At 73.0% G+C, this 15,284-nt stretch carries 14 protein-coding genes; 8 read left to right on the top strand and 6 right to left on the bottom strand.

Annotated elements, in window-relative coordinates; translation table 11 throughout:
• The first annotated feature begins 241 nt into the window (after positions 1–241).
• Both rho and LPA41_RS16680 read left to right on the top strand, forming a co-directional pair.
• Entirely contained in the window at positions 242–2,395 is a 2,154-nt protein-coding gene (gene rho / locus LPA41_RS16685) for a transcription termination factor Rho (protein WP_229071306.1), read from the top strand.
• A gap of 130 nt (positions 2,396–2,525) precedes the next feature.
• Entirely contained in the window at positions 2,526–3,692 is a 1,167-nt protein-coding gene (locus LPA41_RS16680; protein ID WP_229071305.1) for a nitric oxide synthase oxygenase, read from the top strand.
• A gap of 65 nt (positions 3,693–3,757) precedes the next feature.
• On the opposite strand, the gene LPA41_RS16675 is transcribed toward LPA41_RS16680, so the two are convergent.
• From LPA41_RS16675 to LPA41_RS16665, 3 genes are read right to left on the bottom strand one after another with little or no spacing between them, the layout of a single operon-like run.
• Positions 3,758–4,375: an RNA ligase family protein gene (locus LPA41_RS16675; RefSeq protein WP_229071304.1), complete on the bottom strand. Its 618-nt coding sequence runs from the start codon at positions 4,373–4,375 to the stop codon at positions 3,758–3,760.
• Positions 4,376–5,272, bottom strand: coding sequence for an AAA family ATPase (locus LPA41_RS16670; RefSeq protein ID WP_229071303.1), 897 nt, complete (start codon positions 5,270–5,272; stop codon positions 4,376–4,378). It abuts the gene before it with no gap.
• 10 nt (positions 5,273–5,282) lie between these two features.
• The gene (locus LPA41_RS16665) at positions 5,283–6,323 is read right to left on the bottom strand and encodes an RNA ligase (protein WP_229071302.1); all 1,041 of its coding nucleotides are present in this window, start codon (positions 6,321–6,323) and stop codon (positions 5,283–5,285) included.
• 196 nt (positions 6,324–6,519) lie between these two features.
• Between LPA41_RS16665 and rpmE the strand changes: the two genes are divergently transcribed.
• Positions 6,520–6,744: a 50S ribosomal protein L31 gene (gene rpmE / locus LPA41_RS16660; RefSeq protein ID WP_229071301.1), complete on the top strand. Its 225-nt coding sequence runs from the start codon at positions 6,520–6,522 to the stop codon at positions 6,742–6,744.
• Between the two features lie 81 nt (positions 6,745–6,825).
• Positions 6,826–7,914 carry a peptide chain release factor 1 gene (gene prfA / locus LPA41_RS16655; RefSeq protein WP_229071300.1) on the top strand — a complete coding sequence of 363 codons (1,089 nt, stop codon included), beginning with the start codon at positions 6,826–6,828 and terminating at the stop codon, positions 7,912–7,914.
• Here the strand turns inward: prfA and LPA41_RS16650 are convergent.
• The 3 genes from LPA41_RS16650 to LPA41_RS16640 are packed head-to-tail and all read right to left on the bottom strand — an operon-like array spanning position 7,901 to position 12,055.
• A complete protein-coding gene (locus LPA41_RS16650) occupies positions 7,901–9,262 on the bottom strand; it encodes a PQQ-binding-like beta-propeller repeat protein (RefSeq protein ID WP_229071299.1) in 1,362 nt (453 codons plus the stop codon). The two genes, prfA and LPA41_RS16650, sit on opposite strands and share 14 nt — an antisense overlap.
• Positions 9,262–10,557, bottom strand: coding sequence for a PQQ-binding-like beta-propeller repeat protein (locus LPA41_RS16645; protein ID WP_229071298.1), 1,296 nt, complete (start codon positions 10,555–10,557; stop codon positions 9,262–9,264). The genes LPA41_RS16650 and LPA41_RS16645 overlap by 1 nt, the downstream gene beginning before the upstream one ends.
• Position 10,558: 1 nt before the next feature.
• Positions 10,559–12,055 carry a diguanylate cyclase gene (locus tag LPA41_RS16640; RefSeq protein WP_229071297.1) on the bottom strand — a complete coding sequence of 499 codons (1,497 nt, stop codon included), beginning with the start codon at positions 12,053–12,055 and terminating at the stop codon, positions 10,559–10,561.
• Between the two features lie 82 nt (positions 12,056–12,137).
• On the opposite strand from LPA41_RS16640, the gene prmC reads away from it, so the two are divergent.
• The 4 genes from prmC to LPA41_RS42990 are packed head-to-tail and all read left to right on the top strand — an operon-like array spanning position 12,138 to position 15,237.
• Positions 12,138–13,010 carry a peptide chain release factor N(5)-glutamine methyltransferase gene (gene prmC / locus LPA41_RS16635; RefSeq protein WP_229071296.1) on the top strand — a complete coding sequence of 291 codons (873 nt, stop codon included), beginning with the start codon at positions 12,138–12,140 and terminating at the stop codon, positions 13,008–13,010.
• A 25-nt stretch (positions 13,011–13,035) separates the two neighbouring features.
• The gene (locus LPA41_RS16630; RefSeq protein WP_229071569.1) at positions 13,036–13,680 is read left to right on the top strand and encodes an L-threonylcarbamoyladenylate synthase; all 645 of its coding nucleotides are present in this window, start codon (positions 13,036–13,038) and stop codon (positions 13,678–13,680) included.
• 1 nt (position 13,681) lies between these two features.
• Positions 13,682–14,275 (top strand): phosphotyrosine protein phosphatase, encoded by a 594-nt coding sequence (locus LPA41_RS16625; RefSeq protein ID WP_308036569.1) that lies wholly within the window; start codon positions 13,682–13,684, stop codon positions 14,273–14,275.
• A complete protein-coding gene (locus LPA41_RS42990) occupies positions 14,272–15,237 on the top strand; it encodes an L-threonylcarbamoyladenylate synthase (protein WP_229071295.1) in 966 nt (321 codons plus the stop codon). Before LPA41_RS16625 ends, LPA41_RS42990 begins: the two co-directional genes overlap by 4 nt.
• Positions 15,238–15,284 lie beyond the last annotated feature (47 nt).

Here is a 15,284-nt window from a genome sequence, read left to right as displayed (position 1 = left end):
CCCCCGAGATTCTGGGTCTCCTGGCCTGTCTCACACTCTCATCAAGGCACACGCCGGGCAGCAGTCGATAGATCGCTGCACTCGCCGAGACCTACCCGCCAAGCCCTGGCGGGAGGGATACCGGTCGAGCTGCCGTGCTGCACGAAACTCCCGCGCCGCTGTTGCGAAGCGGGCTCCGAGGGCACCCGGCCCAGGCTGCAGTTCCGGGTGGACTCGGGTTTTTTCCGACGGAAGGAATCCATTGAGCGACACCACCGACGTGACGTCGGGTGTTTCTGACGTCGCTGACGGCGCCGGCACCACCGCGACCGCCACGAAGCGCCGCCGCGGCGGCACCGGGCTGTCCGCGATGCTGCTGCCCGAGCTGCAGAGCCTCGCCGCCTCCCTCGGCATCTCCGGCACCGCCCGGATGCGCAAGGGCGAGCTGATCGCCGCGATCACCGAGCGCCAGAGCGGTGGCGGCGCTGCCGCCGAGCCGGCGCCCCGTCCGCGCACCAACGGGTCCGAGGCCGTCGCCCCGGCCCAGCCGGCTCCGGCCCAGGCCGCCCCCGTCAAGGAGGCTGCCCCAGCCGAGGCGCCGCAGACCGCAGCCGCCCCCGTCACCTCCGCGGAGCAGTCCGCCCCCGCGGCCGAGCGCCCCACCCGGCGCAGCCGCGAGCGCGTCACCCGTGACCGGGAGCCCGCTCGTGACCGGGAGCCCGCCCGTGACCGGGAGCCCGCCCGTGAGGCCGTCGAGGCTGCTCAGGCGCCCGTGGCGGCGCCCGTGACGGCGGCCCCGGCCGAGACCCCGGCAGCCGCGGCCCCGGCCGTGACGACCGCTCCGGCCGAGTCCACCGAGCGTGGCGAGCGCACCGAGCGGGGCGACCGCCCCGAGCGCGGCGAGCGCGGCCGGGACCGGCAGCGCAACCAGCGTGACGGCGGACCGCGTGATGGTCAGCGTGACGGCGGACCGCGTGATGGTCAGCGTGACGGCGGACCGCGTGATGGTCAGCGTGACGGCGGACCGCGTGACGGTCAGCGTGACGGCGGCCAGCGTGACCGCAACGACGACCGGGACCGTGCCCCGCGTGCCGACCAGGGCCACGACGACGACAACGACGACTCGGGCGACGGCGGCCGGCGGAGCCGGCGCAGCCGCTTCCGGGACCGCCGCCGTGGCCGTGACCGCGACGGTGACGACGGCGGCCGCGACACCGGCCGGCAGCGCGACGGCGGCCAGCGTGAGGGCCGGGAGCCGCATGTGTCCGAGGACGAGGTGCTCGTCCCGGTCGCCGGCATCCTGGACGTGCTGGACAACTACGCGTTCGTCCGGACCACCGGTTACCTCTCCGGGCCCAACGACGTCTACGTGTCCATGTCGCAGGTGAAGAAGTACGGCCTGCGCCGCGGCGACGCGGTCACCGGCGCCGTCCGGTCCGCCCCGCGTGACGGTGGCAGCGGTGACCAGCGGCGGGACAAGTACAACCCGCTGGTCCGCCTGGACACCATCAACGGGATGGAGCCCGAGGAGGCCCGCCGGCGTCCCGAGTTCTACAAGCTCACCCCGCTCTACCCGCAGGAGCGTCTGCGGCTGGAGACCGAGCCGCACATCCTGACCACCCGCGTCATCGACCTGGTCATGCCGATCGGCAAGGGCCAGCGCGCGCTCATCGTCTCCCCGCCGAAGGCCGGTAAGACGATGGTGTTGCAGGCGATCGCCAACGCGATCACCCACAACAACCCCGAGTGCCACCTGATGGTCGTGCTGGTGGACGAGCGGCCCGAAGAGGTCACCGACATGCAGCGCTCGGTCAAGGGCGAGGTCGTCGCGGCCACGTTCGACCGGCCGCCGCAGGACCACACCACCGTCGCCGAGCTGGCGATCGAGCGGGCGAAGCGTCTGGTCGAGCTGGGCCACGACGTGGTCGTGCTGCTCGACTCGGTGACCCGCCTCGGCCGGTCGTACAACCTGGCGGCGCCGGCCTCGGGCCGGATCATGTCGGGTGGTATCGACTCGACCGCGCTCTACCCGCCGAAGCGGTTCCTGGGCGCGGCGCGCAACATCGAGAACGGTGGCTCGCTCACCATTCTCGCGACCGCGCTCGTCGAGACCGGGTCGATGATGGACACGGTGATCTTCGAGGAGTTCAAGGGCACGGGTAACGCCGAGCTCAAGCTCGACCGCAAGATCGCGGACAAGCGTGTCTTCCCGGCCGTGGACGTCTCCGCCTCCGGCACCCGTAAGGAAGAGATCCTGATGGGCAAGGAGGAGCTGGCGATCATCCACAAGCTCCGCAAGGTGCTCAGCTCGCTGGAGTCCGGCGCGGCTCTGGATCTCCTGCTGGACCGTCTCAAGCAGAGCCGGACCAACATCGAGTTCCTGATGCAGATCGCCAAGTCGACGCCAGGCGAATAACCGCACAAAAGCGACGCGGCCCACCCAAGCGGGTGGGTCGCGTCGCTTTTGTCGCACATCTTGTCCGATTCGCCCCGTACGTCGTCGTGCGAACCTCCGGTGCACACCCCTCGAACACCGGAGGCGCTCGATGCTCGTGCCCGGCTACCGGGACCATCCGACCGAACCGTGGGATCTCAACGCCCCGGTGGACCCGGGCGAGGCCGAGGACTTCCTGCGCCGCTGCTACCAGGAGAACCCGCGACTGGGCCCGGTCGAACCGCGGCTCGCCGTCGTCCGGGCACAGATCGCGGCCACCGGCAGCTACGCGCACACCACCGAGGAGCTGGCCCACGGCGCCCGGATGGCCTGGCGCAACGCGAGCCGGTGCATCGGGCGGCTCTACTGGCGCAGCCTGATGGTGCTGGACCGCCGCCGGGCCCGGACCGCCGACCAGATCTACTCCCTCCTCGTTCAGCACCTGCAGACCGCCGACGCCGGCCAGCTCCGGCCGGTGATCAGCGTCTTCGCGCCGGCCCAGCCCGGCCGGCCGTTCGCGCGGGTCTGGAACGAGCAGCTCATCCGGTATGCCGGCTACCGCACCGGCACCGGCCGCCCGCTCGGGGACGCTCGGCAGCTGGGACTCACCGACGCGGTACGCGGCTTCGGCTGGCGTGGCAAGGGTGAGGCGTTCGACGTACTCCCTCTGGTGATCGAGACGCCCGCCGACGGCATCCGTCTCTACGAACTGCCCGAGCGCGCGATCCGCGAGGTGCCGCTGACCCACCCCGAGTTCGGCTGGTTCGCCGAGCTGGGGTTGCGCTGGCACGCCGTACCGGCGATCGCCAACATGCGGCTCACCATCGGCGGCGTGCACTATCCGCTGGCGCCGTTCAACGGCTGGTACATGGGCACCGAGATCGGCGCGCGCAACCTGGCCGACGCCGACCGCTACGACATGCTGCCGCTGGTCGCCGCCCGGATGGGTCTCGACACCAGCCGCGAGTCGACCCTGTGGCGGGACCGGGCGCTCGTCGAGCTGAACCGGGCGGTTCTGCACAGCTTCGAGCAGGCCGGCGTGAAGATGAGCGACCACCACACCGAGTCGCGGCGGTTCATCGCGCACCTGCGCAACGAGGAGAAGGCGGGCCGGCCGGTGCCGGCGGACTGGACGTGGATCGTGCCGCCGATGTCCGGCGGGATCACCCCGGTGTTCCACCGCTACTACGAGGAACTGGACCTGCGGCCGGCGTTCTATCTGGACGACGAGGCGGCGGACCTGGCGCGGGGCTGCCCGGTGGTGAGGCGAACCCGTTGACGGGCCAGGCGAACCGGTTGGCCGCTCAGGCGACCTGTTGACCGCTCAGGCGACCTGTTGACCGCTCAGGCGAACTCGTTGACCGCGAAGTCGTCGCGGTGCCGCCACGACGCGTCGGTGCGGACGTGGCCGGCGCGGACCCACTTGAGCACCTTGTGGGAGAAGTCGCTCGCCGGGATGCGGCCGGCGGTGCGGAGCACGTAGCCCTCGGAGCTCTCCGGTTCGCGCCGCGCGGCCCACGCGGCGCGTGCCTCGGAGATGCTGCCGCCCCGGTAGAGGACCGGCACCACCGGCAACTCCAGTCGCTGCGCCCAGTCGACGGTGTCGTCCCAGCCCAGCAGGGTGTTCGTCTCGTCCCAGATGCCGAAGACCAGGAAGACGCCGGGCAGGTCGGCGTACGCGATGCTGCGGCGGGCCCACATGGACTCGCCGCAGACCCGCCAGTCGTCCGGTATCCGGTGCGCGGTCATCGCCCAGAGCGCTTTCGCCGGGCGGTCCCAGGGCTGGGTGCCGGAGTCGAGCGAACGCGCGTACATCGTGTCGCGGGTGAAGGTGAGGTTCCCGCCGTCCATCTTCTCGGTCACCACGAGCTCGCCGTCCAACCAGGACAGATCGCGCTGAACGCGATCGTCACCGGAGGCGCCCGGCGAATCGGGCAGATGGAAGGTCCGCGGGTACTTCACCTAGAAGTCTCCCTCCGCCACCTGGAACACGGTCAGGCCCAGGGCCCGCCACATGCGTACCACCTGTTGGCGGTCGTCGAACACCCCGGTGATCCGCCAGCGGTCCCGGATCTCGTGGTCGAAGATCTCCCGCTTGACGATCGAGTCCTTGCGGCTGTCGCCGGCCGCCCGCATGAACAACGCCTCGTACGGCACACCGACGAACAGGTCGAGCCACGCTTCCGTCTCCGCCCGGCACACCGCGTCGCGGCCGGAGCAGAACACGATCGCATGCCCGGCCGCGTGCATCGCGCGCACCGCCGTGACGACCGCGGGATTCGGCGCGTCTTCACCGACCCGGTGCCAGTCGTACGGGCTCCGGCCGTTCATCAGCGCGACCGTGCCGTCGATGTCGACGAGCACCGCCTCCGGCAGCTCCGGGTCGGGCCGGTAGACCACGCCGGGCCCGCCGCGGTCCACGAACGGCACCGGCAGCGGCAGGTTCTTGCCGGCCAGGTACCGCTCGTGCATGCGGCGGATGCCGGCCTCGCCGACGCGTTCGTCCTCGGGGCGGCCGGCGTCGCGCCGCAGGCACTCGTCGAGCGGGACGTCGGTGAAGTCGTGCACCTCGAACGACGCGCCGAACCGGGCGGCCAGCTCGGCCCACTCGCGCACGGTCTTGGCCCGCAGGTTGGTGTCGTCGACGATCACGCTGCCGCGGGCCCGCAGCAGCGCCTCGACGGCGGCCCGCTGTGCCTGCGTGACCTGCGCCTCGGCGCGCTGCGTGTAGAGCCGGCTGCCGTGCAGCATGCGGCGCAGACCGTCCCGGTTGACCCGGACCACGCCCGGCTGCAGCTTGCGGGCGAACGTCGTCTTGCCGGACGCCGGCAGCCCCCGGGTGATCAACAGTCGTGCCATCTCGTCCTCCTCAGCCGGCCGGCCGCACGCGCTGCCACAGGCCGGGACGGTAATCCTTTCCGTCGAGTCGCAGGAACAGCTCTCCCCGGAACTCGGTGCGCAACGCGGCCGCCGCGAACTCCTTGCGGCCCCAGCCCGCCGGGAGCGACGCGAGGATCCCGGCGTAGGCCGCCTCCACGGCAGCCGCGCGTGCGTCGACGGCCGCGGTGAGTTCCGCGGCCACCCCGCGGGCCCAGACGTGGAACTCGTCGGGGAGCGGCGCGACCAGGGCGTCCAGGTCGCCGCCCGCGGCGACGATCTCCCAGACGGTACGGGGAGTGAGCCCGGTGACCAGGCGGTGCAACCTGACGTACTCCGCGTATTTGATCTTCACACGCTCGTCCGTGTCGGTGAGGTGCACCACCAGACCCTCGCGCCCGGGCCGGGGCGGTGCGGCAAGCGCCTCGGCCAGAGTGGTCCAGCCGAACGTCTCCACCACCGGACCGGGCCACTCCGGCACCGCGGCCGGGCCGAACGTGCGCCCGGTGGCGATGTCGACCGCCCCGAGCAGCACGAGGTCGTCCAGACCCTGGTAATCCACGACGATCCGGTTGTCCGGGTAAATGATCTCGACGAGCACGGTGAGACCGGTGGGCGGGACGAATGACGCGTACCGCGTACGCAAGAGGTCCGTCGCGTGCAGGGCCTGGTCGGACGCGAAGGACCCCCGGGTGGCGACGGCCCAGCCGGAGCCGTCGTGGTAGATCACGCCGAGGCTGCCGTCCGCCTTGTCGGTCACCGTGACCGGCGCGTCCGGGCGCAGGACCGGCGCGCGCTGCTCGAGGTGGTTGAAGAATTTCTGGAGGGGACGCGCCGCGATCCGGCCGTCCGCGTCGACGATCAGGCCACGGCAGGCGAGGGTCACCGGCGTCCAGGCCGCGCTGTACTGGCAGGACTCGGTGTAGTTGTAGATGGTGAACGGCCGGCTGGGGTGACGCTGCGTGCGAACCAGTCCGGTTTCGACCGCGGCGGCCAGTTCGACCGGGTCCAGGACGTCGTCGAGCAGGGTCATGGCGGTGCCTTTCGTGAGCGGGAATGCCGGGCGGGGCGCTCACGTTAACCAGGACGTATTCAGTTGCACCTCCTGATTTCCGCGCGGTAGGGCAGGCATGGCAGACTGGTACATCGGCCAGTAGGGGTTCCGGTTCACGTCTGATCCAGCAGGACGGGCGACCCGGCGACCCGATCATCGAGAGGGACCGAGAGACATGAAGAGCGGCATTCACCCGGAGTACACGGCGACCAACGTCATCTGCTCCTGCGGCAGCACCTTCACCACCCGCAGCACCGCCAAGGGCGGCGAGATCCGCGTCGAGACCTGCAGCGCCTGCCACCCGTTCTACACCGGCAAGCAGCGCGTCCTCGACACCGCGGGCCGGGTCGCGAAGTTCCAGGCGAAGTACGCCAAGGTCAACGCCGCGAAGAAGAAGTAACTGCTTCAACGGCGCCCGTCCCGGATTCCGGGGCGGGCGCCGTTCGCGTGTGCCGCTTGTCCATGTGATTTGGAGCGCCCGATGAGCACCGACCGCCTGACCCTGCTTCTCGCCGAGTACGCCAGTCTCGAGAGGCAGATGGAGGACCCCTCGATCCACGCCGACCAGGCGCTGGTCCGGCGGGTCGGCCGTCGTTTCGCCGAGCTCGCGCCGCTGCAGGCCGCCCACAACGAGCTGGAGGCGGCCCGCGCCGACCTGGCCGCCGCGAAGGAGCTGGCCGCCGAGGACCCGGCGTTCGCGTCCGAGGTCGAGGCGGTCGCCGCGGTGCTTCCGGCGCTCGAGGAGAAGCTCGGCGAGATGCTCATCCCGCGTGACCCGAGCGACGCCAAGGACGTGATCATCGAGATCAAGGCGGGCGAGGGCGGCCAGGAGTCCGCGCTGTTCGCCGGCGATCTGCTGCGCATGTACACCCGGTACGCCGAGCGGCACGGCTGGGTGGTCGAGGTGATCGACTCGCAGGAGTCGGACCTCGGCGGTGTCAAGGACATCTCGGTCGCGGTGAAGACCCGGGGCGTGCCGGCGGGCGGCCACGGCGTCTGGTCCCGGATGAAGTGGGAGGGCGGCGTGCACCGCGTGCAGCGGGTGCCCGTCACCGAGTCGCAGGGCCGGATCCACACCTCCGCGGCCGGCGTGCTGGTGCTGCCCGAGGCGGAGGACGTCGAGGTCCAGATCGAGCCCGGTGACCTGCGGATCGACGTCTACCGCTCGTCCGGTCCGGGTGGGCAGTCGGTCAACACCACCGACTCCGCGGTGCGGATCACGCACCTGCCCACCGGCACCGTGGTGAGCTGCCAGAACGAGAAGAGCCAGCTGCAGAACAAGGAGTCCGCGATGCGGATCCTGCGGTCCCGGCTGCTCGCGCAGGCCCAGGAGGCGGCGGACGCGGCGGCCGGTGACGCGCGCAAGGCCCAGGTGCGTACGGTCGACCGCTCCGAGCGGGTCCGCACCTACAACTTCCCGCAGAACCGGATCACCGACCACCGGATCGGCTACACCGCCTACAACCTCGACCTGGTGCTCGGCGGCGAGCTGGACGGGGTGCTTGACGCGCTGGCCGAGGCGGACCGGGCGGCCCGGCTGGCCGGCGGGGCCGACTTCAGCCGACGTTAGTCACGACCAGGGTGCCGGTGCGCTGGCAGACCAGGTGCGGGCCGGCCGAGTCGCACTGGGAACCCTCCATCCGCTCGGCCGGCGCCGCGAGCAGGCCGACCCGGGTGACCTCACCGGTGGTCAGGTTCAGGTGGTCGACCGCGTCGCGCATCTCCTTGCCGTAGACGCGGTGCAGCAGGATCAGCGAACCGGCGTACGGCTCCTGGCGCAACGGCCAGCCGGTGCCGCCGGAGCCGATCTGCGCACCGGTCGCCGGATCCACCAGGCGCTGCGCCGGCGGTTCGGTGCCGTCCGAGGTGATCAGGTGCTCGCCGGCCACCGTCGCGCCACCGCTGTCACCGGGCCGCGTCCAGACGGGCCGCCCGGTGCGCGGGTCGAGGCCCTGCAGGGCGCTGCTGTCGACCAGACAGAGCACCGGACCGCAGTCCTGGACGTACGGGTAGGCGTACGTCTCGATCTCCCAGACCTTGTCCAGGGTGGCCGTGCGGTAGGCGGTGAGCAGCGTCCGGCCCGGGTTGTTGCGACTGACCAGCAGCAGGTCGCCGGCGGTCGACAGGTAGGTGTCGACACCCGCCTGCGGGTCCGGCGCCGACCACGGCAGCCGCCGGTCGCGCAGCAGCACGCCGTCGGACCAGCGCAGCACCGCGATCCGGCCGTCGGCGCGCGCCATCACGATCAGGGCCGGCGCCGGTCCTTCGTTCTTGACGATGACGTGCAGGGCCCGCCCGGCCGGGTGCCGCCAGATCTGGGCGCCGGTGCGCGCGTCCACGAGCCGCACCGACACGTAGTCACCGGCGCTGTCCCGCTCGGCCAGCAGCACCGACGCGGCGGCCACCGCCTGCACCTCGCCGGTCATCTTCCAGAGCTGCCGGCCGGTCCACACGTCGATGGCGGTGGTACTTCCCCCGTACCCGATCTGGCCGTTGCTCCCGTCCTCGAACTCGATGTCGGCGTATTTCTCGTCGCCGGGGATCAGCAGCAGCCCGGCCTCCTCGCCCTGGTACATCCAGTTGACGTTGCCCGAGTACTCCCGCACCCAGCGGACCGCGCCGCTCGCCGGCTCGTAGGCGGTCAGCTCCACCTCGCCGGTGCCGCTGTTACGGAAGACGAAGAGGCCGTCGGAGCGCAGCGTCATCGTGTCCTGGGCGGTCATCGGGGCGGACCAGAGGTCGCGGACCAGCGGCGGGTGCGCGCCGGGCGGTGCCGCCGCGCCGAGCCCGAACGCGCAGAGCAGCACCACGGCGGCCACGACCAGCCGGCGCAGCGTCCGCGGGCCGAACTCGGTGCCGGGTTCATCGGGTTCGGGTTCGTCCGATGCGCTCAACTCGCCGAGTTCGATGACGTTCATCAGGGCACCGCGGCGACGAGGACCCGGTCCCACCCGGTGCAGACCAGGTGACCCGGCACGGCCCGGCAGCCCTGCTGGTCGGGCAGCGGCGCCAGCGAGCCGAGCAGGCGGGTGCGCCCGGTCCGCAGGTCCACCCGGGTGACGGTGGTCCGGCCGATCGGCTCGGCGGACGGGCGCAGCAGCAGGACCTCGTCCCGCCAGTGGTCGGCCCACGCCACCCAGCCGCGCAGACCGGAGGCGAGCCGCCGCCCGGTGCGGCTGTCGAGCAGGGTGTGCTCGGAGCCCTCACGTTCGTCGGTGAGTATCCGGTCGCCGGTCATGACGGAACTGATGATCTCAGGACCGTGCCACAGCGCGCGGCCGGTTCCCGGGTCGAGGGCGGCGAATCCGGCCGGGCCGGCGGAGCACAGCACGTCGCCGCAGTCGGTGACCGGGCCGCTGTGCACCAGGTCCAGGGTGTCCAGGCGGTAGACGTCGGTGACCGGGCCGCCCGCGCCGTAACGGGCCATCAGGAGCCGGCCACCGGACACGCTCATCTCCGCGTTCGGGGCGGGTAGCCGGCGGGCGGCCAGGCGCGTCCCACCGGCGGGGTCCAGGACCGTCACGTCGCCGGCCGCGGTGATCGTCACGACCCGGCCCGGCCGCCCGTCCCGGACGTCGACACCGACCTGCTGGGCCGGTGTTCCCGGGGTGCGCCACAGCGGGACGCCGTCCTCGAGCCGGACCCGGGCCAGCGCGCCCACGCCACCCCGTATGTCGAATTCGGTGATCAGCGCGGTGTCCCGCTCGACCGCCTGCCAATGCGGCTGGCCGGGTCGCCGCCACAGTTCGGCGCCGGACCGGGCCCGCAACGCGACGGTGGTCCGGGAGGCCTGCGCGGCCGGCCCGTCCGGTGAACCCGCCGACGCCGGGTCGAGTGTGACGAGCACCGGGCCACCGCCCGGCGCCGGATGGACGGTGATCAGGTGGGCGTCGGTGCCCCAGCGCCACAGGCGTTCACCGCTGGTGATCGAGTACGCCACCACCTCGGCGCGGGTGCCGCCGCTCACCACGAACACCGCGTCGTCGGCGACCACGACGCTCTGCTCCACGGAGTACGAGGCCGTCCACAGCAATCGCACCGCGGGCGCCGGTGGCGGGACGGCGGCACCGCCCGCCAGCACGGCCAGCACGGCGAGCGCGGCGGCGACCAGGGCGGCCGGCCGCAGCCGGCGGCGGTCGAGCCCGGCGCCGATCCGGTCCCCGAGCGGGTCGGGCGGCCGGCCGGTCATCTCGCCGAGCTCGATCACGGCCATCTCAGGTCGGTTTCCGGCTCGCCGCCGCGGCCGCCAGCGCCGCGCTCAGGCCGCGGCCGTGGCGACCCACCTCGGACCAGCCGGCCGCCAGCCCGATCGTGGTGCCGGGAACCAGCGCCTGCCAGTTCTCGGCGTCCGCCGCGGCACCGATGCGGCGCGCCACCTCGGCCGCCTGGTTCGGCCCGGCGCCCGGCAGGACCAGCACGAACTCGTCACCGGCGAACCGGGCCACGAAGTCGCCGCGGCGCATCACCCGGTGCAGCACCCCGGCGATCCGCTGCAGGACCAGGTCGCCACGATGCCGGCCGTGCCGGGAGTTGACCGCGGTGAACCCGACGATGTCGCAGACACCGACCGCGGCCCGCTCGCCCCGGGCCAGCAGGGTCTCCACGTAGCGCTCCAGCTGGCGGCGGTTGGGCAGGCCGGTGAGCGGGTCGACGAGCATCTCGTCGCCGTAGCGGGTGGGATCGCGGTGGGTCTCCTGCGCGTCGAGGCGGGCGGCCACCCCGTCCAGATATCCGTCGCGGAGCTGGTCGATGCGCTGGGCGGCGAGGCGGAACGCGTACCGGTCGGCGGCGTGCGCGGCCGCGTGGTCCCCGGCGGTGGCGTGGCAGATGCTGCGCAGCCGGGCCGGCTCGGGCGCGCCGAGCACCTCGGCCGAGACCGGCACCGCCTCCAGCATGGACAGTGCCCGCTCCGGTTTGCCGTCGGCGATGGTGAGGCAGACCGTGCCGAGGTGCCGCAGGTCGCGGGTGCGCACACTGTCGCCGCCGCCGATCAGCCACGGCGCGGCGTCGCCACCGGTCGGCTCACCCAGCGCGGCGCGGCGGGCCAGGGCGTACCCGTACACCGTGCGGCTGCCGGGGCGCAGCTGGTCGGTGGCGATGTAGCGGGAGAGCTCCGCCTCGATGTCGCGCAGCACGCGCAGGCAGCCGTCGGTGTCGCCCTGGTGGTCGAGCGCGACGGCGTTGCGCAGCCGGATGCCGGGCGCGGCGAACACCTCCGGCGCCAGACCGGCGCCGGCGCCGACCTCGCGGGCCTGCTCGATGGCGGTCAGGGCCTGGCCGTGGAAACCGAGATAGGAGTACGCCATGGCGAGGTCGTGCCAGCCCCACGCGGTTTCCGAGTCGCGTTCCGGCACGGCGGCCAGCGCACGGGCGGCCTGCACCAGATGCGTGACACCGCGGTCCAGGTTGCTCTGCAGGTGGGCGCCGAGGGCCGCGAACGCGTGCATCTGCCCGCGCAGGTAGGGGTCGGGGACCTCGCGCACCGCCTCGGTGGCGGCGGCCATGGCGGGGGAGAGCTCGGCGACCCGGCCCAGGTTGATCAGCGCACCGAAGCGTTGCACCAGCACGTAGGCCCGGGTGAGCGGGTCGGCGGTGACGGACAGGACCGTGTCGAGGATCGGAAGCGCCCGTGCCGACTGGCCGTTCTGCTGCAATTGCCCGGCCCGGCGCAGATCCTCGTCGTGTTCCGCGAGCTGGTCCAACCAACCCACCAGGCGCCTCCCACGGCCTCGGCGCGCCGCCGGGTGACCCGGCCGACCCCCTGCGTGCGCGACGTCTCATGATTATGCCGTGATGCCGCGTGACGAACACCCCCGCGAAACCGCGGATCGCACCCGCCTGGCCCCCGAGCTGGCCGCCGCCACCGCCGTTCTCGCCGACGCCGGGCTCGCATCGCCGCGGGTCGATGCGGAACTGCTCGCCGCGCACGCGCTCGGGGTGTCCCGCGGCCGGCTGCTGATCATCGACACGATGCGGGCCGGCGAGTTGGCACGATTCCGCGCGCTCGTCGCGGAGCGGGCCCGGCGCATCCCGTTGCAGCATCTGCTCGGCACGGCGGCGTTCCGGCACCTGGAGCTGGCCGTCGGTGACGGCGTCTTCGTGCCCCGGCCGGAGACCGAGCTGCTGGCCGGGTGGGGGATCGAGCGGACCGCGCCCGGCGCGACGGTCGTCGACCTGTGCAGCGGCAGCGGTGCGATCGCGCTCTCGGTGGCCGACGAGTCCGCGGCGTCCCGGGTGTTCGCGGTGGAACGCTCACCGGCTGCCCTGCGGTGGCTGCGGCGCAATGCCGAGAACTTCCCTGCGGTACGCGTCATCGAAGGCGACGTGACCGATTCTGATCTCCTGTCCGATCTGCACGGACAGGTGGATGTGGTGCTCTGCAACCCGCCCTATGTCCCGGACGGCACTCCGGTCCCGCCCGAAGTGTCCGATCACGACCCTGCCGAGGCGGTCTTCGGCGGCGGCGACGGCCTTGCCGTGATCCGGCCGGTGATCGCCCTCGCCGCCCGGTTGCTGCGGCCCGGCGGGAAGCTCGGCATCGAGCACGACGACGTGCACGGCGCGGCCGTGCCCGGGTTGCTCGACGCGGACGGCCGGTTCATCGACGTGACGGCACACGAGGACCTCACCGGGCGGCCGCGATATGCCACCGCTTGCCGCAGGTGACAGCCATGGCAGACTGCACGTCGTGATGCTCTACGACTGCGCCACCGTCGCCGACCGGGACCGTGGCATCGCGGCGGCCGTCGAGGCCGTCAAGAGCGGGGAGCTCGTGGTGATGCCCACCGACACCGTCTACGGCGTCGGCGCGGACGCCTTCACCTCGCACGCGGTGACCCAGCTGCACCATGCCCGCGGCTCCGACCGGCGGGTGCCGCCGCCGGTGCTCGTCGGTTCCCGGCACACCCTGGACGGCCTGGTCTACTCGCTGCCCCGGGCGGCCCGGGAGCTGGCCGACGCGTTCTGGCCGGGCGCGCTGACCATCATCGTGGAGCACTCGCCGAGCCTCCAGTGGGACCTCGGTGACACCGGCGGCACGGTCGCCGTCCGGATGCCGCTGCACCCGGTCGCCCTCGAGGTGCTGCGCGAGATCGGCCCGATGGCCGTCACCACCGCCAACAAGCTCGGCTCCGCACCGCCGCTCACCGCCGAGGAAGCCCGCGACCAGCTGGAGTACGCGGTGCGCGTCTACCTCGAGGCCGGTCCCGCCACCGACCCGGCGCCGTCCACGATCGTGGATGTGACAGGTGAGGTGCCGCGCGTGCTGCGCGCCGGCGCCATCCCGTTCGAGAAACTGCGTGACGTGGTGCCCGAGCTCGTCGACGGGCAGGCCTGACGTGGCGCCCTTCACCGTCCTGCACGTCTGCATGGGAAACATCTGCCGCTCGCCGATGGCGGAGCGACTGCTCGAGCGTGCGGTGCGCGAGCGCGCCGCCGACGCCGGGGAACCGCTGGTCCGCAGCGTCAGCGCGGGCACCGGTGGCTGGCACGAGGGCGAGGAGATGAACCCGCCGGCGGCACGCCAGGTCCGGTCCCGGCGCGGCTCGCCGGACGGCTTCCTCGCGCGCAAGCTGCGGGGCGAGTTCATCGACGAGGCCGACCTGATCCTGACCGCCACCGCCGATCAGTACGACTACGTGGTCGCGCTGCGCCCGGACGCGGCGGACCGCACCTTCGTGCTCGGCGAGTTCGGCCGGCTGCTGGCCGGGATCGACGCGGCGGCGCTGCCGGCGGCCGCGCCCAAACCCGACGAGGTGCACAGCCGGGGAACGGCGATCGTCGAGGCCGTGGCGCGGCTGCGCGGGGACGACGCCCCGCAGCCCGGCGACGACCTGGACGACCCGTGGGGCCGCGGCGACCAGACGTTCCAGCGCATCGGTGACGAGATCGAGGACACCACCGTCCCGCTCGCCACCCTGCTCGTACCGTGACCACCGCGGCGGTCGGCCGGATCGTCCGCCCGGACGCCGACGGGTTGCGCCGGGCGGCGGAGCTGCTGCGTGCCGGTTCGGTCGTCGCGTTCCCCACCGAGACCGTCTACGGCCTGGGCGCCGACGCGTTCTCGGCGAAGGCGGTCGGCGAGATCTACCGGCTGAAGAACCGGCCCTCCTGGAACCCGCTCATCGTGCACGTGCCGGGCGTGGCCGCGGCCCGGGAGCTGGCCGCCGAGTGGCCGGCGCACGCCGACGAGCTGGCCGCCCGGTTCTGGCCCGGCCCCCTCACGCTGGTCCTGCGGCGGGCGCCGCACCTGCCCGGCATCGGCGCGGCGAACGACACCGTCGCGGTCCGGGTGCCGGCGCACGACGTGGCGCTGCGGCTGCTGGAGGCGACCGGCCTGCCGCTTGCCGCACCGAGCGCGAACCGGTCGGAGAGCATCTCGCCGACCACCGCCGAGCACGTGGTGCGCAGCCTGCCGGACGTGCCGATGGTGCTGGACGGCGGTCCGAGCTCGTGGGGCATCGAGTCGACCGTGCTGGACCTGACCGGCGCGGTGCCCCGGCTGCTGCGTCCCGGCGCGCTCGGCCTGCGGGAGCTGCGGGACGTGGCCGGCCCGATCGCGCTGCCCGAGTCGGAGACCGAGGACGGCACGGCCCGCCCGTCGCCCGGGATGAGCCGGCGCCACTACGCGCCGCGGGCCCGGGTCGTGCTCTGCACCGACGTCCGGGACGCGGACCGCTCCGGGCTGGCCGAGCCGGTGGGGGTGCTGAGCTTCGAGGGCTTCGAGGGCACCGAGGTCCTCTCGGCGGACCCCCGGGAGTACGCCGCCGACCTCTACGCCGCGCTGCACCGCCTCGACGACGCCGGTGTCGCGACGATCCTGGTCCAGGAGCCGCCGCGGACCGAGGACTGGCTGGCGGTTCGCGACCGGCTCTCCCGCGCCGCCGCCAAGTGACGCGCCGCGGCTGCCCCGCGCCGCCGCCAGGCTCCTCCGCGCCGAGG

This window comes from Actinoplanes sp. DH11, assembly GCF_020873875.1.
Taxonomy (GTDB): domain Bacteria; phylum Actinomycetota; class Actinomycetes; order Mycobacteriales; family Micromonosporaceae; genus Actinoplanes.
Note: the sequence above shows the minus strand (reverse complement) of the source record. Positions and strands in the feature narration are given on the sequence as shown.